16 protein-coding genes and 1 pseudogene are annotated in these 16,107 nt (G+C 63.1%); 9 read left to right on the forward strand and 8 right to left on the reverse strand.

Features of this window, described 5'->3' with window-relative positions; all coding sequences use genetic code 11:
- Nucleotides 1–2: 2 nt before the first annotated feature.
- The gene (locus AKG11_RS09895) at nucleotides 3–1,169 is read right to left on the reverse strand and encodes a hypothetical protein (RefSeq protein ID WP_050743760.1); all 1,167 of its coding nucleotides are present in this window, start codon (nucleotides 1,167–1,169) and stop codon (nucleotides 3–5) included.
- Between the two features lie 248 nt (nucleotides 1,170–1,417).
- Here AKG11_RS09895 and AKG11_RS09900 point away from each other — a divergent pair, with 248 nt between their 5' ends.
- Nucleotides 1,418–1,702, forward strand: a complete 285-nt coding sequence (locus AKG11_RS09900; protein WP_023516271.1) for a hypothetical protein — start codon at nucleotides 1,418–1,420, stop codon at nucleotides 1,700–1,702.
- A gap of 88 nt (nucleotides 1,703–1,790) precedes the next feature.
- Here the strand turns inward: AKG11_RS09900 and cysE are convergent, their stop codons facing one another.
- The 5 genes from cysE to AKG11_RS09920 form a co-directional block, all read right to left on the reverse strand.
- The gene (gene cysE / locus AKG11_RS09905) at nucleotides 1,791–2,603 is read right to left on the reverse strand and encodes a serine O-acetyltransferase (protein WP_088016416.1); all 813 of its coding nucleotides are present in this window, start codon (nucleotides 2,601–2,603) and stop codon (nucleotides 1,791–1,793) included.
- Nucleotides 2,604–2,613: 10 nt separating this feature from the next.
- Nucleotides 2,614–3,603 (reverse strand): WD40 repeat domain-containing protein, encoded by a 990-nt coding sequence (locus tag AKG11_RS34500; protein WP_050743761.1) that lies wholly within the window; start codon nucleotides 3,601–3,603, stop codon nucleotides 2,614–2,616.
- Nucleotides 3,603–4,013 carry an Imm45 family immunity protein gene (imm45, locus tag AKG11_RS34505; protein WP_157255814.1) on the reverse strand — a complete coding sequence of 137 codons (411 nt, stop codon included), beginning with the start codon at nucleotides 4,011–4,013 and terminating at the stop codon, nucleotides 3,603–3,605. The genes AKG11_RS34500 and imm45 overlap by 1 nt, the downstream gene beginning before the upstream one ends.
- A gap of 19 nt (nucleotides 4,014–4,032) precedes the next feature.
- The gene (locus tag AKG11_RS09915; protein WP_050743762.1) at nucleotides 4,033–5,151 is read right to left on the reverse strand and encodes a CobW family GTP-binding protein; all 1,119 of its coding nucleotides are present in this window, start codon (nucleotides 5,149–5,151) and stop codon (nucleotides 4,033–4,035) included.
- Nucleotides 5,152–5,272: 121 nt separating this feature from the next.
- Entirely contained in the window at nucleotides 5,273–6,064 is a 792-nt protein-coding gene (locus AKG11_RS09920) for a creatininase family protein (protein WP_023515980.1), read from the reverse strand.
- A gap of 104 nt (nucleotides 6,065–6,168) precedes the next feature.
- On the opposite strand from AKG11_RS09920, the gene AKG11_RS09925 reads away from it, so the two are divergent.
- Genes AKG11_RS09925 through AKG11_RS09940 form a run of 4 tightly spaced genes read left to right on the forward strand, consistent with a single transcriptional unit; the run spans nucleotide 6,169 to nucleotide 9,267 of the window.
- Nucleotides 6,169–6,696, forward strand: coding sequence for a MarR family winged helix-turn-helix transcriptional regulator (locus tag AKG11_RS09925; RefSeq protein WP_023515981.1), 528 nt, complete (start codon nucleotides 6,169–6,171; stop codon nucleotides 6,694–6,696).
- Between the two features lie 58 nt (nucleotides 6,697–6,754).
- On the forward strand, nucleotides 6,755–7,783 hold the full coding sequence (locus AKG11_RS09930; protein ID WP_023515982.1) for a LacI family DNA-binding transcriptional regulator: 1,029 nt from the start codon (nucleotides 6,755–6,757) through the stop codon (nucleotides 7,781–7,783).
- 29 nt (nucleotides 7,784–7,812) lie between these two features.
- Nucleotides 7,813–8,799 carry a 2-hydroxyacid dehydrogenase gene (locus AKG11_RS09935; RefSeq protein WP_088016422.1) on the forward strand — a complete coding sequence of 329 codons (987 nt, stop codon included), beginning with the start codon at nucleotides 7,813–7,815 and terminating at the stop codon, nucleotides 8,797–8,799.
- 60 nt (nucleotides 8,800–8,859) lie between these two features.
- Nucleotides 8,860–9,267, forward strand: coding sequence for a hypothetical protein (locus tag AKG11_RS09940; protein WP_050743764.1), 408 nt, complete (start codon nucleotides 8,860–8,862; stop codon nucleotides 9,265–9,267).
- Between the two features lie 23 nt (nucleotides 9,268–9,290).
- Here the strand turns inward: AKG11_RS09940 and AKG11_RS09945 are convergent, their stop codons facing one another.
- A complete protein-coding gene (locus AKG11_RS09945; RefSeq protein ID WP_050743765.1) occupies nucleotides 9,291–9,809 on the reverse strand; it encodes a winged helix-turn-helix transcriptional regulator in 519 nt (172 codons plus the stop codon).
- Nucleotides 9,810–9,902: 93 nt separating this feature from the next.
- Here AKG11_RS09945 and AKG11_RS09950 point away from each other — a divergent pair.
- Nucleotides 9,903–11,050: pseudogene (locus AKG11_RS09950) on the forward strand (MFS transporter).
- A gap of 26 nt (nucleotides 11,051–11,076) precedes the next feature.
- On the opposite strand, the gene AKG11_RS09955 reads toward AKG11_RS09950, so the two are convergent.
- On the reverse strand, nucleotides 11,077–11,898 hold the full coding sequence (locus AKG11_RS09955) for a gamma-glutamyl-gamma-aminobutyrate hydrolase family protein (RefSeq protein WP_050743766.1): 822 nt from the start codon (nucleotides 11,896–11,898) through the stop codon (nucleotides 11,077–11,079).
- Nucleotides 11,899–12,352: 454 nt separating this feature from the next.
- Between AKG11_RS09955 and AKG11_RS09960 the strand changes: the two genes are divergently transcribed.
- The 3 genes from AKG11_RS09960 to AKG11_RS09970 all read left to right on the forward strand — a co-directional run bounded on the left by AKG11_RS09960 (nucleotide 12,353) and on the right by AKG11_RS09970 (nucleotide 16,076).
- The gene (locus AKG11_RS09960; protein WP_050743767.1) at nucleotides 12,353–14,662 is read left to right on the forward strand and encodes a putative bifunctional diguanylate cyclase/phosphodiesterase; all 2,310 of its coding nucleotides are present in this window, start codon (nucleotides 12,353–12,355) and stop codon (nucleotides 14,660–14,662) included.
- Nucleotides 14,663–14,846: 184 nt separating this feature from the next.
- The gene (locus tag AKG11_RS09965; RefSeq protein WP_050743768.1) at nucleotides 14,847–15,620 is read left to right on the forward strand and encodes an N-acyl amino acid synthase FeeM domain-containing protein; all 774 of its coding nucleotides are present in this window, start codon (nucleotides 14,847–14,849) and stop codon (nucleotides 15,618–15,620) included.
- Nucleotides 15,621–15,851: 231 nt separating this feature from the next.
- Nucleotides 15,852–16,076 (forward strand): aa3-type cytochrome c oxidase subunit IV, encoded by a 225-nt coding sequence (locus AKG11_RS09970; protein ID WP_023515782.1) that lies wholly within the window; start codon nucleotides 15,852–15,854, stop codon nucleotides 16,074–16,076.
- Nucleotides 16,077–16,107: the final 31 nt, after the last annotated feature.

Consider the following 16,107-nt stretch of genomic DNA (forward strand, 5'->3'; position numbering starts at 1 on the left):
TTCTAGAACGAGCCGGCAAACCGTACGGCAAGGCCGTCGACCGTGAAATCGGCGGCCTTGTCGTTTTCGCGGCGCACGAGGTGGCTGTATTCCAGTGCCACCGTCGCTCCCTTGGGCAGCGTGTAGGCCAGCGTGACGGCGGCCGATTTCGTGCGTGTACGATAGTCGTAGTAAAGCCAGTCACTATAGGCCTGCTCGTAGGCGAGTGTGAGCTTCAGCTTTTCCGTCAGTTCCTTTTCAAGCGAGAGCCCGATCGTGCGCACGTCCTCGGCGAGCGGATCGTCGATGTCGGCGAGCTGGAGGTCGCGTGCCAGCTTGGCCTTCAGCACGGCCTTGTGGGGCAATTGCCAGGTCACCTCGCCTTTGAAAAAGGGGCGGGTGCGCTCGACGGTCGTGCCGAGATAGGCGCTGGTGATGCCGACGACGCCGGCCTCGGCCATCAGGGTGATACCGTTGGCGTAGGCCCGGCCATAGGCGAGCGAGCCACGCAGGGTTTCCGCCGGAAAGCGTTCGAACATCCTGCGCTCGGAACGTGCGATATGGCTTGCTCTGTATTGCAGTGTCGCACCCACCTCACCGCCGAGCAGTGGCCGGATATGACCACCGGTGATGTCCAGCAGACTGTACCCGGCTTCGAGCTGGGTCGGCTTCAGGCCGGGAAGGGTGAAATGCGCCTTGCCGCGGTCGAGGTTCGAGAGGGTTGTCGTCAGGTGGTTGCGTCCGCCCCAATGATCGACCGTCAGGCCGGCGCTCCCCGTTGCGAAGACATCGTCCTTGCGATAGCCGATGAGTGCGCCGGGAAGAGCGAGGAAGATATCGCCGTTGCGCCGGCGCTCGATGCCGCCCTTCAGCGTGACCTTCACCGCCTTGCTGACATCGTAGGTGAAGCCAACTTCGAGCCCGATCGTGCGCTGGTCGGCGAAACGGTATTTCGGCACGCACCGGGCACTCGCGCTCACCGCATAGGCAACCTGGGAGTCCTCAAGAGCAAGGGTACCGCGAAGGGCGAGTTTTGCTTCGCTGAAGGCGGCGGAAAGGTTGGTTGGGTCCTGAAAAATGTTCGACGACCAGCCCATGCCCGTCCTGTAGTCGACGGTTGAATCGGCTCTTGCCGGGTTGTATCCGGTCAGCATCACAGCCGCGCAGAGGAAACCACCAAGGAAGCGCATCGGGTCTGTTCCTGTCTGTTTCTGGAACAGAATCCTAGAGTTGTATGGTTAAAAATTCCCCCGATGGTTGATGTTCGACCGGGATATGCGTGTTTTTCTATTTTAGCTTGAGGAAGGGCGGGATTCGTTAAACTTGTCTATGTTATGGTTAACTATTTGCTATGACTAGGGAATCCGGTTGAGTAATTCCGTGCTTATATTACCTTCGGTTGCGTACCAGCGAGGTACACAACCGAAGGAGAGAGAGCATGAACATGACCCGCATCATCGCAATCGCATCCGTCCTCGCAATCGCCGGCGCTGGCCAGGCATCGGCTGGCGGCCTGCTCGGTGGTATCGGCATCCTGAACAACAACAAGACGGGCGGCGTTGTGATCGCCCCGAGCGTCGGCGTCGGCGACATCCTCAGTGACAATGACGGCAACAACGTGCTGAACGGCGTGCTCAACGGTACCCTGTCGGGTGTCCTCAACGGCAACACGCTGGGCATTCTCGGCGGCAGCGACTGCGGTTGCAAGAAGCGCAAGCACTGACCGCATTCACCCCCGCCCGTGCGGTCTGTGGGGCCCGGGAGAGCAACGCTCTCTCGGGCCTTCCCGTTTTCAAGGAAGCGTAAGGAATTCAGTCGATCCGGTGGTCCATCGTCGCGGCCGGCATCTCGTCTTCAGAGTGGACGCGGACGATCCTGGCGGGCACGCCGGCGACCGTCGTATGTGCAGGGACTGGCTCCAGCACCACGCTTCCGGCGGCGATCTTGCTATAAGCGCCGATCTCGATATTGCCGAGGATCTTCGCGCCAGCCCCGATCAGCACGCCGCGGCGCACCTTCGGGTGGCGGTCGCCCTTGTCGCGGCCGGTACCGCCGAGCGTGACCTGCTGCAGCATCGAGACGTCATCTTCCACGACGACCGTCTCGCCGATGACGATGCCGGAACCATGGTCGAGCATGATGCCGCGGCCCATGCGTGCGGCGGGATGGATATCCAGACCGAAGGCGAGGGAGGCCTGCGAGGATAGCCAGCGTGCGCCTTCCATGCGACCTGCCTGCCAGAGGCGATGGGCGAAGCGGTGGACCTGCAGGGCCTGGAAACCCTTGAGGTGAAGGAGGACGGTGAGTGGATCGGGATTGGCGGGGTCGCGTGTCACGATCGCCAGGAGATCGGCCTCGGTCTCCTCCAGAAGTGCGCCGTCTTCGGTGGAGGCAAGGACTTTCGCCGCAAGCGCCCGGTCGCCGGCTGTGTGGGCGAGCCGCGCGGCGAGCGTACCGATCAACATCTGGCGGCCTGTTTTGGCCGCAAGGATAGGGTGCAGCAACGTGGCAAGGCGCGGTTGCTCGTCGGCGCGCAGTTGCGCCGCGGCCCGGATGTCGGTCCAGACCCGCCCTTCCGTGTCGCTGGCGATGGGCGAGGCAAAATCGATCACCTGACGCGCCACGATGCCGCTCCTATCCCGCAAGATCGATGACCCCACAATCGCCGGCTTCGCTGGCGAAAGCCAGAAGTTTTCCGTTTTTGCTCCAGGCCATCGAGGTGATGGCGCCCTTTCCGGGGCGGCGCAGCAGCACCTCGCGGCTGTCGGCGAAGCGGGCGGCGAGCACCATGCCGTCGGAATAGCCGATGGCGACGACCTCTTCGGCGGGATGGCAGGTAACGGACGTGACCATGACGTCGGCGCGGGTGCCAAGCTCCAGCGGTGGCTTGCCCATCGGACCATCTTTCGCGGAGAACGGCCAGACGATGGCCGCCGGTGCGCCCGACGAGGCGAGCCACTTGCCCTTCACCGACCAGGAGAGCGACTTCACCTTGGCCGGGTAGCCTGTCATGCGCATATGGCGGGCGTCTGCGCCAGGCTTCGTGTCGAGCTTCCAGCCGTGCAGGGCGTTTTCCTGCATGCTGGTCACGACGAAGCGGCCGTCGGGGGAGAAGGTGATGCCGGTGTGAGCGCCTTTCCATTCCAGATCGACGGGCTGGCCGGCCATTGCTACCCAATGCAGCGAGGCGCCATTGTAGCGCGCCACGCCAATGCGCAGGCCCTTCGGCGCGAAGGCGATGCCCTCGATCGAACGGCTTTCCGTAAATTCCTTGATCGTGCCGTCGCCAAGACGCACGCGCGCCGTGCGACCTTCCGCGAAGCCGACGGTGCCTTGCGGACCGGCGGCGACGATCGAGATCCACTTGCGCGGCACTTCGGCGAGAAGCGCCACGGTGCCGTCGGCGGCGATGCGCTGCACCTTGCCGTCCTCGCCGCCCGTGATCAGCGTGTCGTTCGCCTCGTCCCTGGTGCAGGCGAGCAGCCCGTCATGCGCTTCCGTGACCTTCTGGCCGTGGTCGAGGCGATGGATGGCGCCGGAGGCGGTGGCGAAGAACGGCACATCGCCGAGGAAGGCGGCCGCGACGACGTGGCCGTCGAGATCAAGAGGAGCGACAGTCGGCATTACGGCACTTTCAGTCTTGGTGCGGGTGAGGAGTTGCGACGGACCAATACGCCATCTTTTGGCAAAGGAACAGGAGCGTCCAGTTCATCGGGAAAATCCCTGTAGCAAAACCACCGGTCCCAGTTTTCACGCAACCAAGCGGTTTCGAGAGAAAGGCGATTGGTGCCCTGGCTTTCTGGCGGCAAGTAGATCCAGGGCATTCCAGCCTTGTAGCCCTTGGTCATCATCAGCCCCAAAATCCTATCATATCCCCACAGTTCAAACAGGAGAAGATCCACCGGCCCCGCATGGGGACCGATGGAGGGGTGATGGGGAAGACGAATGACATCTCCTCGCCACAGGCTTTGGTCCGGAAGCTCGAAGAGTGGAACCCAGTTCCGGCCGAGGCCGTTTGCAGACCAGGTTTCCACGCATCCGCTCCCGCGACCCTTAGTTCGCTTGCGCCTCGCAGGCCTTGAAGGTGCGTTCGATCTTCTCGCGGTCGAGGTCGCGGCCGATGAAGACGAGGCGGCTTTCGCGTTTCTCGCCGTCCTTCCAGGCGCGCTGGTGATCGCCTTCGACGATCATGTGCACACCCTGCACGACGTAACGCTCGTCATCCCCGGCAAAGGCGATGATGCCCTTGAGGCGCAGGATGTTCGGGCCGTCGGTCTGGGTGATCTTCTGGATCCACGGGAAGAAGCGGTCCGGGTTCATCTCGCCGCCGCGCAGCGAGATCGACTGCACCGTCACGTCGTGGATCGGCGAGACGCCGTGGTCGTGGCGATGATGGTCATGATCGTGGTGGTGATGGTCGTGATCATGATGGTGGTGATCGTGGTCGTGACCATGATGGTGATGGCCATGGTCATGGCCGCAGTCGGGGCCACAGACATGGTCCGGGGCATCGTGGTCGAGGAAATGCGGGTCGTTTTCCAGCGCCCGCTCCAGGTTGAACGCACCCTGGTTGAGAACCTTGGCGAGATCGATTTCCGAGCGGGTGGTGCGGTGGATGCGGGCCGACGGGTTGATCACGCGCACGGTCGCCTCGATCCGGGCCAACTCTTCCGGGCTGACGAGATCGGTCTTGTTGATCAGCACGACGTCGGCGAAGGCGATCTGGTCCTCGGCCTCGCGGCTGTCCTTCAGGCGCAGCGGCAGGTGTTTTGCATCGACCAGCGCCACGACGGCGTCGAGTTCGGTCTTCTGGCGCACGTCGTCGTCCATGAAGAAGGTCTGGGCGACCGGTACCGGATCGGCAAGGCCCGTCGTCTCGACGATGATGGCGTCGAAGCGGCCGGGGCGGCGCATCAGACCTTCCACCACGCGGATCAGGTCGCCACGCACGGTGCAGCAGATGCAGCCGTTGTTCATTTCATAGATTTCCTCGTCGGATTCGACGATGAGGTCGTTGTCGATGCCGATCTCGCCGAATTCGTTGACGATGACGGCGTATTTCTTGCCGTGATTGTCGGTCAGGATGCGGTTGAGCAGCGTCGTCTTGCCGGCGCCGAGATAGCCGGTGAGCACGGTGACGGGAATGGGCTTGGGGAGGGCTGTTTCGGTCATGGGAACCTCGAGCGATGGCGGGGACGCCTGCAGCGTCCGGTTGGCGTCTGATATAGGAGATCGCACGGGCCAGCGCAAATGCGATCCGGCCTTGTTGTCACGCAAAACGGCTTGGTGCTCCTTAGCGTAGCGTCTCCACGTCGAAGGCTGCGACGTCTTCGAGGAGTGCGACGATGCCGCCGAGGGCGTGTGCGATCAGGATCTCGCCGCGCCCTGCGGTTGCTGCTGCGGCATTTCCGGCGACGCCCTTCGGATTGAGGTCGGCCATCTTCCAGCCGAAAGCATGCGGGCCATAGGCGCGCAGATGCGCAAAGCGTGCGGCGAACTCCACCTGCCGCGAGCCGAAATGTTCCGCCTTGTCCATATGAACGCGTTCCGGATGCAGGGCGAGCATGACGGAGGTCTCGATATCGCCGCCGTGGATGTCGATCGCCTTGTCTTCCGGCGCAATCCAGCCGTCCGGCTGGCCGAAACGGGTCCAGGCCGTCGCAACGACGAGCATGTTCCAGCGCATGCGGGCCTCGGTGGCGACGATCGTCAGCAGGGGGGAATTGCCGCCGTGAGCGTTGAGCAGGACAAGCTTTCGGACGCCCTTTGCGTTGAGGTCTCCCGCGATGCCCAGCCAGCGTTCCACCGCCTCCGCATAGCCGAGCGAGCGCGTGCCGGGCACGTCGAGATGCTCCGGCGAATAGCCGACAGGCTCGGCGGGCAGGATGGTCACGGGCAGGTGCGCCGGCAGCACGGCCATCAGACGCGCGGCAATGCCGTCGGCGATCAACGTGTCCGTTTCGAGCGGCAAATGCGGGCCGTGGCCTTCATGGGCGCCGAGCGGCAGAATGGCGATCCAGCCGGCACGGTCCCGTGCCGAAAGCGCCGGATCGTTGTCGCCCCACCGCATCTTCGGATGCGTCATCGTCTGCCTCTATCCCGTCTTGCCGCCCGACTGTCACATGAGTCATACAAGGCCATGCCCGCGATGCAAGGGTGATGCAAGGTACGGTGAGGCGGAGGCAATCGATGGGCAAGAAGCACAAGGACGGCAAGAAGGGCAAGAAGAAGAAGGGGCATGATGATGTCTCGGGCGCCGGACTTGCCGCCGCCGTCGTCAATGCGGCCCGCTCCATGCGCACGGTCCTGTCGCGCAATCTTCTCGCCACCGGTCTTTATGCCGGCCAGGACGGCGTGATCCTGGCCCTTGCGGAAGATGGCGGCCTGACCGCCGGTGCGCTCGCTGCCCGGCTCGGGGTCAAGGCGCCGACGATGACGCGCACGATCGGGCGCCTGGAGGCGCAAGGGTTCGTGGAGCGGCGGCCGGACGAGACGGACGGTCGGCTGACCGTCGTGCATCTCACCGAGGCCGGCGAGGCTTCCGTCGATCACATCACCGAGGCCGGCCGGCTCAGCGAGCAGCAGGCGGCGGAAGGGTTGAGCGAGAAGGATGTGCGCCAATTGCTCAAGCTCCTGCGCGCCATGGACGAAAACCTGCACGGTGGCCTGGCGGACGCCCCTCGTGAGGTCGAAAAGGCAGTTGCCGACGAGATTTAAACTGTTTAAATAAACGGTTTTAAACGCCGCATTGCTTGGCGTTCGTCGGGGAGGGGTCGTGGCACAGAAAATCAAGCTTTCCACCATCGCGGAAACGCTCGGTGTTTCCACGGCGACGGTATCGCTTGCGCTCAGGGACAGCCCGCTCGTCGCAGCCACCACCCGTGACAAGATCAAGGAACAGGCCCGCGCGCTCGGCTATATCTACAATCGCCGCGCCGCCAGCCTGCGCACCTCCCGCTCCGGCATCATCGGCGTCGTGGTGCACGACATCATGAACCCGTTCTATGCGGAAATCCTGAAGGCCATCGAAAGCGAGCTCGACCGCGACCGGCAGACCTTCATTCTCTCCAACCACTACGATTCGGTCGAAAAGCAGCGCAATTTCGTCGAGACGCTGCTGCAGCTCGGCGGCGACGGGGTCATCATGTCGCCGGCCATCGGCACGCCACCGGAGGATATCCGGCTTGCCGAGGACAATGGCATGCCGGCGATCCTGATCGCCCGTTCGATCGAGGGGCTGGACGTGCCGATCTTCCGCGGCGATGACAGCTACGGCATCTCGCTTGCGACCAACCACCTGATCGGCCTCGGCCACCGCACCATCGCCATGGTGGGCGGCACGGACCAGACGTCGACCGGTCGCGATCGCTACCAGGGTTATGTCAATGCGCTGCGCAAGGCGAATATCGAGGTCGATCCGGGCCTGCGCATCCCCGGGCCGCGCACCAAGCAGGGCGGCTTCGAGGCGGCGGTGCACTTCCTCTCCCTGCCGCAGAAGCCGACCGCGGCGGTCTGTTGGAACGACCTCGTGGCGATCGGCCTGATGAACGGCATCGCCCGCGCCGGCCTCGTGCCGGGCCGCGACGTCTCCGTAACCGGGTATGACGACCTGGAAGAGGCGGCGATCGCCACCCCGGCGCTGACCACCGTCTGGAACGGCCAGTCCGAAGTCGGCCGCAATGCCGCCCGCGCTTTGCTCGACAAGCTCTCGGGCAGCCACGAGCCTGACGGCATCCACCTCATCAAGCCGGAAATGCGCATCCGGCAATCCACCGGACCGCTCAAGGCCCATCCGGAAGGCTGAGGCGTCGGGTAAAGGGAGATCTCGCCATGGTGGCCAAGACGCGTCTTCTCGTGCCCGGCACGATCCGCGACCGGGTGCTCGACCGCCTGAAGGACGCCTTCGACGTGGTGCGTATCGAGCGGGCGGATCCGGCGTTGCTCGCTCGCTCCGAGGCTGCGAGCATTTCCGGTGTCGCGGTTTCCGGCGGTCTTGGCGCGGCGATGATCGAGCACCTGCCGTCGCTTGAAATCATCGCAAGCTTCGGCGTCGGTTACGATGGTGTGGATGTGGCGGCTGCCGCGGCACGCGGCATAGCTGTCACCAATACGCCCGATGTGCTGAACGACGAGGTGGCCGATACGACGATCGGCCTGCTGCTCAATACGGTGCGCCGCCTTCCGCAGGCCGAGGCGTGGCTGCGCGAAGGGCGCTGGGTGCGCGAGGGCGCCTTCCCGCTGACACCGCTCAGCCTGCGGGGCCGCAAGGCCGGCATCTACGGGCTGGGGCGCATCGGCATGGCGATCGCCGAGCGGCTGAAGGGCTTCGGCGTCGGGATCGCCTACCACACGCGGCGCCCGCGCGAGGACGTGCCGTTTGCCTATTATCCCTCGCTGGCGGAACTGGCGGAGGCGGTGGATATCCTGATCGCCATCGTGCCGAAGACGGCCGAGACGCACCGGACGATCGATGCGCATATCCTTCGCGCGCTCGGTCCCAATGGCGTGCTGATCAATGTCGGGCGTGGCTGGACGGTCGATGAGGGCGCCCTTGCCGAAACACTTGGGGACGGGGTAATCGCGGCGGCCGGGCTCGACGTCTTCTATGATGAGCCGAACGTGCCGCAGGCACTGCTCGACCTGCCGAACGTCTCGCTCCTGCCGCATGTCGCTTCGGCTTCGGTGGCAACGCGTGATGCCATGGCCGACCTCGTGGCAGACAATCTCTTCGCCTGGTTCGAGCGTGGTGCGGCCCTGACCCCGGTGCCTGAAACGCCCTTTGTGCGAAAAGCAGGGAACGATCTGGAAAGCCTTCGTTAACCTTTCGGCAATTTTGCGGGCGCATGCTTTTGCCATCGAGTCGATCGCGAAGGAGAGCCCATGAAGACGCTGATGATTGCCGCCGTGGCCGGCGCATTGTCGCTGGGGCTCTGGAGTGTTGCGGCGGAGCGCGCACCGGCTGTGGACCCGGTGACGACGAGTTCCGTTCCCGCTTCGGTGTTCGCGCACAGCTATACCATTTCCAATGTGGTGGCGAATACCGCCTGCCTTGCAGAGCGCGGTGACCGTATTTCGAGCCGCAGCGAGCGCTTCACTGCCAACAGCGACTGCGACGCCGTCTGGCCACGCCTTTCGGCTGCACGCACCTGGGTCGACAACGGCGATGGTACAGTCATCGTTGCTGATGCGCAGGGTGAGGCCATTCTGACCGTCGTCGATGGCGACGGTCTCGCCTATGAGGCCGTCGAACCTGCCGATGCCATGATCACGATGATTTCGGCCGACTAGCAAACGCCCAAGAAAACAAGGAACTAGAGCTGCCTCGGCGGATTGGATCCTGCCGGGGACGCCCTTCGCCCTTTCGGTTCGTCTGCCGCGGAGGTATCGCGCTTCGCACCCGATACACAGGTTTCGGCCCAGCCGAGCCGCCGCCCGTCCCCGGCTTGCAGCCTGAGGCGGCCGACGGGCGCGCCGGTTGCCGTTTCCACCAGCACGGAATGGCGTTCGTCCGCTCGGTAGAGGTGGTCCTCCCCCCATTGCCTCATGGCGACGATGACGAGAAAGAGGTCGCGGCCCTTCTTGGTCAGGACGTATTCCTGGTAGGCACTGCCGTCCGATGCCGGGGCGAGAGCGAGGACCTCGGCCTCGACGAGGTCGCGCAGGCGCGTGCTCAGCATGCCCCGGGCGATGCCGAGATTCTGCTGGAAGGCGCTGAAGCGCCGGATGCCGTCGAAGGCATCGCGCACGATGAGCAGCGACCACCAGTCGCCGATGGCGTCCAAAGTGCGCGCGACGGGGCATTCGGCCTCGCGAAAACTCTTGCGTTTCATATCGGGTACCCTCGGCGACAAACTGGTTCTAAAATAGAACTGGAAGAGGTGTTCCGAAGGTGGTCTCATCATAAGACAAAGATGAGGTTGATTATGAAAACGTGCGATACCCTTTCCCAGTCCCGCCCGTGCCAGCCCGCCGATGGACCGAGGCAAGCGCCTGAAACATCGGGCCTCTCGCGGCTGACATTGCTGGTCTTCGCCGTCACTTGCGGAAGCAGCGTGGCGAACATCTACTATGCCCAGCCCCTGCTCGATGCGATCGCGGCGACCTTTGCCATTCATCCGGCCGCTGTCGGCCTCGTCGTCACATTGACGCAGGTCGGCTATGCGGTGGGCCTGCTCTTCCTCGTGCCGCTCGGAGACCTGCTCGATCGCCGCAAGCTGGTCATCGGCCAGACACTGCTCTCCGCCTTGGCGCTTGCTGTCGTCGCCGGGGCGCCGAATGCCCTTACCCTGTTCGGTGCGATGATCGTTGTGGGCCTGCTGGCAGTCGTGCTCCAGGTGCTGGTAGCCCTCAGCGCCACGCTGGCGCGGCCGGAAGAGCGTGGTGCGGCCGTTGGCCTCGTCACCGGGGGCGTGGTGATCGGTATCCTGGCGGCGCGGTTCGTTGCCGGCATCCTGGCCGATGTGGGCGGGTGGCGGATCGTTTATCTTGTCTCCGCCGGCTTCATGCTGCTCCTGGGCGCGTTGCTCATGCGAGTCTTGCCACGGACGATCCCGGTAGCAAGTGCGGAACGCTATGGCAGCGTGTTGAAATCCATGCCGCTCATCTTTCTGAACGAGCCGGTGCTGCGCCTGCGGGCGGGGCTGGCTTTCCTGATCTTCGCCAGCTTCAGCACGCTCTGGACTGCGATGGTTCTGCCGCTGAGCGCGGCCTTGCGGAGCGCACGACCGGTTTATCCCTTGTGCTGCTCTGCCTCTCCTGGCTGGCAATCGCATTCCTGCCGCACTCGCTCGCGGTCTTTGCCATCGGTGTGGTGCTGCTCGATTTCGCGGTGCAGGCGGTGCACGTCACGAACCAAAGCCTTATCTTTGCTCGCCGGCCTGATGCCCGCAGCCGCCTCGTCGGCGGATACATGGTCTTCTACTCGGCCGGTAGCGCCTTGGGCGCCATCGTCTCGACGGTGAGCTATGCCCGTTTCGGCTGGGCAGGGGTCTGCCTTGCGGGGGCGACCTTCAGCCTTGCGGGCCTGTTCCTCTGGGCGGTTTCGCGAGAGAGGGCACGGCGCGCTTCATGACGACGCGTCGTGCGAGGCCGGGCCGTTCAGGCGGTCTTGGCCGAGCCGAAAGCCAGCACGTCGGCCTCGCCGGCCGTCTTGGCGGGGCGGGGCGCGCCCTGCTTCGCGGCAGCATAGTTGCGAACCGCTTCGCCGAAGGCGGCGAACAGCTTGTTCGACGGCTGGTCGGAGCCGACCCAATATTCCGGATGCCATTGTACACCGACTGCGAAGGCCTTGGCCCCGAGGACGGAGACGGCTTCGATCGTGCCGTCTTCGGCGACGGCTTCGACGGCAAGACGCGGTGCGATGTCGGAGATCGCCTGCCGGTGCAGGGAATTGACCTGCACGTCGCCGGCGCCGACGACGGTGGCAAGGCAGCTGCCTTCCTTGACGTGGACCGTCTGGCGGATGCCATAGGCGACGTCGAGCACGGGAGTGTCCGGCTTGCGGTGATCCCACATGCCGGGCTGTTCCTGGATCTCGTTGGCGAGTGTGCCGCCGAGCACGACGTTCAGTTCCTGAATGCCGCGGCAGATGGCGAGCAGCGGAATGCCACGCTCCAGCGCGCGGCTGATCAGCGGCAGGCTGGTGGCATCGCGTGCCATATCATAGGGGCCTTCCGCATCGGTCGCTTCTTTTCCGTAGAGGGAAGGGTGCACGTTGGTGCGCGAGCCGCTGACGAGGAGCCCGTCCACCCGGTCGAGAATGCCGTCGAAATCGTTGTCCGATTCGAGCGCCGGCACGAGGAACACCGTGACGTCGGCGCCCTTGACGGCGGCGCGCACATACTGGTTCGGGGTGGCCTGCCAGACGTTGCCTTCGATCTCCCTGATATCGGCGGGAATGGCGACAACGGGTTTCGACATGATGGGCTCCGGAAAAAGAAATACCAATTGACGATTTGCTATCAAATCTCCGATCAGTCAATTCCCCCATTCTGGCGAAATGACGGCCGAAGCCCGGTTTCCAGGCGGTAGACGGAAGGATATACTGATCTAGGTTCGGGGAATCCCGGTGTGGTTCGGCGACGCCTTGTTAACTACATGCTTGCAAACAGCGATTGCATATACGACTTTTTTCGCTTTGCGTGCGCGTAATACTGTATCGCTCCGGAGACAGGATATTGCGCGGGCGGCCCATGTTAGGTTGAGTTGGCTGCGCGAACGGCCTCAATGTTGCAATATGAGGTTGAGAGCGTCTTCTCTGGGTTGAGTGCGCGTGCAATGATGCAGGGCAATACCCTCGTTATTGGGTAATTTCCCGAAATCATTCATTAAATTTTGGTCGGTAACCCTCTCGTGTCAAGGGAGTGCCGAGTCCATGAAGGATAAGGGTCAAAACACACTGCCGGCTGATGTCTACCTGTCGTTCGTCAGCTCGCTGTACGGGAACCGCCAGACCCTTTTCGTGGGCATGATTTCGCATGTCATCACGTTCTCCTTCGTTTACGCCAAGACCGCCGACCCCTTTTTCCTGATCTGGAGCGGGCTGGTTATCGCCATCTGGTCGCTGCGTGCCGTCGGCATGCGCCATTTCGACCGGGTGGACCACGCAGCGCTCGACATGGACGGCATCCGCTACTGGGAGAACTGGTACAATCTCGGTGCCGTCGGTACGACGCTGGCGCTCGGTACGTCCTGCGGGTACAGCCTGCTCTTCAGCCGCGACAGCTTTGCCGAGCTTGCCACGATCGCGGTGACACTTGCCACCATGGTCTCCGTCGTCGGGCGCAACTGCGGTTCGAAACGCGCCGTTGATTACATGACTTTTTCCGCATGTTTTCCGATGGTCGTGGGCTTCCTGGGGCTTCAGGATTTCTACCATGCCGTGCTCGCGGTGCTCATCCTGCCTTTCGTGATGACGACGCGCATGATGGCGAACGGCGTGCGCGAGTTTCTCTACAAGAACGTGCTAGCGACGCGCGAGGTCTCCATCATCGCCGACCGGTTTGACACGGCGCTGAACAACATGCCGCACGGCCTGTTCATGCTGGACGCCGACCACCGTATCCTCGTCGCAAACCGCCGGGCTTGCGAGCTTCTGCATCTTGGCAACCAGGAGCGGCTGAAAGACTGCCATCTCGACGTCGTCCTCAGGTTCGGCGTGCGCAACACCTTCCTCAACACCGAGCAGAGCAGGGTGATCCTGCGCCAGCTCGACGAGCTGTTGAAGGGAGAGCGTTCCCGCGCGCTGGTGCAGGTCACGGACGGGCTCTATCTGGAGTTCACCGCCTCGCCGCGTGAAAACGGTGGCGCCGTGCTTATTTTCGAGGATGTGACGGCACGCGTTCGGGCGGAAAAGAAGATCCTGCACATGGTGCGCTACGACAGTCTCACGGGCCTGCCGAACCGCGCCTACTTCACCGATCTCGTGCAGGAGGCGCTGGGCGAGCGCAAGAAGGCCGGTACGGTCGGCTTCATGGTGCTCGATGTCGACGACTTCAAACATGTCAACGACATGAAGGGGCACGTTACCGGCGACCGGCTGCTGTGCGCCATTGCCGAGCGGCTGCGCAAGCTTGCCGGCGACAAGGTGCTCGCCGGTCATCTGATGGGTGACGAATTCATCCTCTTCTTCCCCAACGAGACCAACCGCCGCGATCTCGAAGCGCGCATGCGCCGGTTCCACGAGCAGCTGCGCGGTACCTACGAATTTGACGGCATGACCTTCCTCGTCTCCTTCAGCGCCGGTGCCGTTATGGTTTCGAGCGACGATTTCCGGCTGGAGGAAATGCAGATCCGCGCCGACCTCGCGCTCTTCGAGACGAAGTCGCGCGCCAAGGGCAGCGTCACCGTCTTCGAGCAGGAGATGGACGCACGCTACATGGATCGCCAGAAGCTCAAGGACGATCTGCGCGAGGCACTTGCCAGCAACACGCTGTCCGTCGCCTATCAGCCGATGTTCGTGCCCGACGGCACGCGCATCGAATGCTGCGAGGCGCTGTCGCGCTGGACGCATACGGAGCGTGGTCCGGTGCCGCCGAACGTCTTCATCCAGCTTGCCGAAGAGATGGGCATCGTCTCCGAGATCACGCGCTTCATGATCATGCGTGCCTGCGCCGATTGCGCGGGCTGGCCGGCGCATATGGGTGTCTCGGTGAACCTCTCGGTGCAGGACCTGCGCGGCACCGGCATCATCGACCTCGTTGCCGAAGCGCTGGAAGTGGCGGGGCTCGCGCCGCACCGGCTGCACCTGGAGGTCACCGAAAGCTGCCTCATGGAAGAGCCGGTCAAGGTGCAGGCCATCCTGCAGGAGCTGCGTGCCCGCGGCATCACCATCGCCATCGACGATTTCGGCACCGGCTATTCCAGCCTCAGCTATCTCGACCAGCTGCCGCTCGATGTCATCAAGATCGACCGGTCCTTCGTGCGCAACATCGGCGAGGACCCGCGCCGCTTCAAGCTCCTGCGCGGCACGGTCAACCTTTCCCGCGAACTCGGCCTGCGTATCGTCGTCGAGGGCGTGGAAACGCGCGAGCAGCTTGCGCTTATCAACAAGTACGAGTGTGCCGATCTCGTGCAGGGTTATGTCTTCGCAGCGCCCATGTCGCCTGACGCACTGCGTGATCTCTACGAGACTCTCGCCCGCAAATCCGGCGAATCCCGCCGCCGCGGCCGCCGCGTCGCCTGATCCTTCCTGTCTTCTTCCTCCGTGACGTATGAATTCGATACGGCGTATCAGTGTCTTCAAAATTAGCGTTAACCATTTATTAAGGTTAATGAATGGTATTTTACACAAATTGTCTTATATCGACGATTGTAATGGTGGCAGCGCGGTGGCTGCCGGTGCTCTTGCAATCGAGGATACGGGGACAATGGCCAGCGTAGAGACGGCGACCAACCGCTTTTCGGACAAGCTTCTGGGGCTGCTCGACAGGATCGAGTACCGCCGCGTCGAGACGGGCGAGGACATGGAAGACGTCGCCCGCATCCGCTACAAGGCTTATAAGGCGGGCGCCGTCATGCATCTCGACGAGCAGGCGGTCCTGATCGACGAGGTCGATTTCGATAGCCATGCCTATGTCTTCGGCATCTATTACGAGGAGCGGCTGATCTCGACGGTGCGCCTGCACCACGTCACGCCGGAGCACCGCGTCACTTCGTCGGGAAAGGTTTTTCCGGATGAAATCAATGCCTTCCTCGATGCCGGCATGTCGCTGATCGACCCGGTTCGTCTGGCCGCCGACCCGGAAATCTGGAGCGAGATGCCGGCAATCCCGTATCTGACGTTGCGTATCGCCACCATGGCGACGGATTACTTCCAGACGGACCGTTGCGTGCAGATGGTCAAGCCTGCGCATTCGGCCTTCTACAAGCGCGTCTTCGATGCCGATTTCGTGGCTTCGCCGAAGAGCAACCACGGCAAGTTCATTATCGACCTGATGCTGCTGGCGACCAACGTCAAGGAGACGTTGCCCTCGCTCTACCAGCGCTTCCCGTTCTTCAAATCCGAACCCTATGAGCGCCGTATGATGTTTGCCCGGGGCGACGGCCTGCCGTTCAGCCCTTTGACCGTGCGTCCGACCGCGCGCCGCGCGCATTTCGGCGGCGAGCGCATCCAGCTTTCCGGAAATGCCTTTGCCGGATAAGCGCTCCGCGTTCTGATGTCGCATGATGGGCCGGTTTCTTGCGAAACCGGCCCGTTCTGTTTCGGAAACGAGAAAGGTCGAAACGCTCTGCCTGCCTTGCCGTTGCGCTTTGCCGATCCATTGTGTATGGCCAGAAAGACGCGTGTCTTCACGCTTGAGGGAATCTGTTTTCGGTGCCTGTCAGCGAGGCTTTTCCGCTGACGGGTGCGGGTGCTTAGGAGAAGGTAGACTATGGCTGAACATCATTCCGGACCGGTCGAGACGGGCGCTGCGATGGATTACCCGGAGCATGAGAAGACCTACGACCTCTTCATCGCCGGCGCCAAATACGGCACGCTGTTCTGCGTCGCACTGCTGATCGCCATGGCGGCCGGCTTCTTCACCAGCGCCGGTTTCTTCAGCGCGCTGCTGCTGCTCATCATTCTCAACGTCGTCGGCTACTTCCTGCTGCGTTGACCTAAACAACCGCATCTGCGGATTTTCACAC

The organism is Shinella sp. SUS2 (assembly GCF_001262505.1).
Classification (GTDB): Bacteria; Pseudomonadota; Alphaproteobacteria; order Rhizobiales; family Rhizobiaceae; genus Shinella.

What these genes read in the sequence shown, in the direction of transcription:
- AKG11_RS09895 (WP_050743760.1), bottom strand. Translation starts at nt 1,169, where the DNA reads ATGCGCTTCCTTGGTGGTTTCCTCTGCGCGGCTGTGATGCTGACCGGA.
- AKG11_RS09900 (WP_023516271.1), top strand. Translation starts at nt 1,418, where the DNA reads ATGAACATGACCCGCATCATCGCAATCGCATCCGTCCTCGCAATCGCC.
- AKG11_RS34500 (WP_050743761.1), bottom strand. Translation starts at nt 3,603, where the DNA reads ATGCCGACTGTCGCTCCTCTTGATCTCGACGGCCACGTCGTCGCGGCC.
- AKG11_RS09915 (WP_050743762.1), bottom strand. Translation starts at nt 5,151, where the DNA reads ATGACCGAAACAGCCCTCCCCAAGCCCATTCCCGTCACCGTGCTCACC.
- AKG11_RS09920 (WP_023515980.1), bottom strand. Translation starts at nt 6,064, where the DNA reads ATGACGCATCCGAAGATGCGGTGGGGCGACAACGATCCGGCGCTTTCG.
- AKG11_RS09925 (WP_023515981.1), top strand. Translation starts at nt 6,169, where the DNA reads ATGGGCAAGAAGCACAAGGACGGCAAGAAGGGCAAGAAGAAGAAGGGG.
- AKG11_RS09940 (WP_050743764.1), top strand. Translation starts at nt 8,860, where the DNA reads ATGAAGACGCTGATGATTGCCGCCGTGGCCGGCGCATTGTCGCTGGGG.
- AKG11_RS09945 (WP_050743765.1), bottom strand. Translation starts at nt 9,809, where the DNA reads ATGAAACGCAAGAGTTTTCGCGAGGCCGAATGCCCCGTCGCGCGCACT.
- AKG11_RS09955 (WP_050743766.1), bottom strand. Translation starts at nt 11,898, where the DNA reads ATGTCGAAACCCGTTGTCGCCATTCCCGCCGATATCAGGGAGATCGAA.
- AKG11_RS09960 (WP_050743767.1), top strand. Translation starts at nt 12,353, where the DNA reads ATGAAGGATAAGGGTCAAAACACACTGCCGGCTGATGTCTACCTGTCG.
- AKG11_RS09965 (WP_050743768.1), top strand. Translation starts at nt 14,847, where the DNA reads ATGGCCAGCGTAGAGACGGCGACCAACCGCTTTTCGGACAAGCTTCTG.
- AKG11_RS09970 (WP_023515782.1), top strand. Translation starts at nt 15,852, where the DNA reads ATGGCTGAACATCATTCCGGACCGGTCGAGACGGGCGCTGCGATGGAT.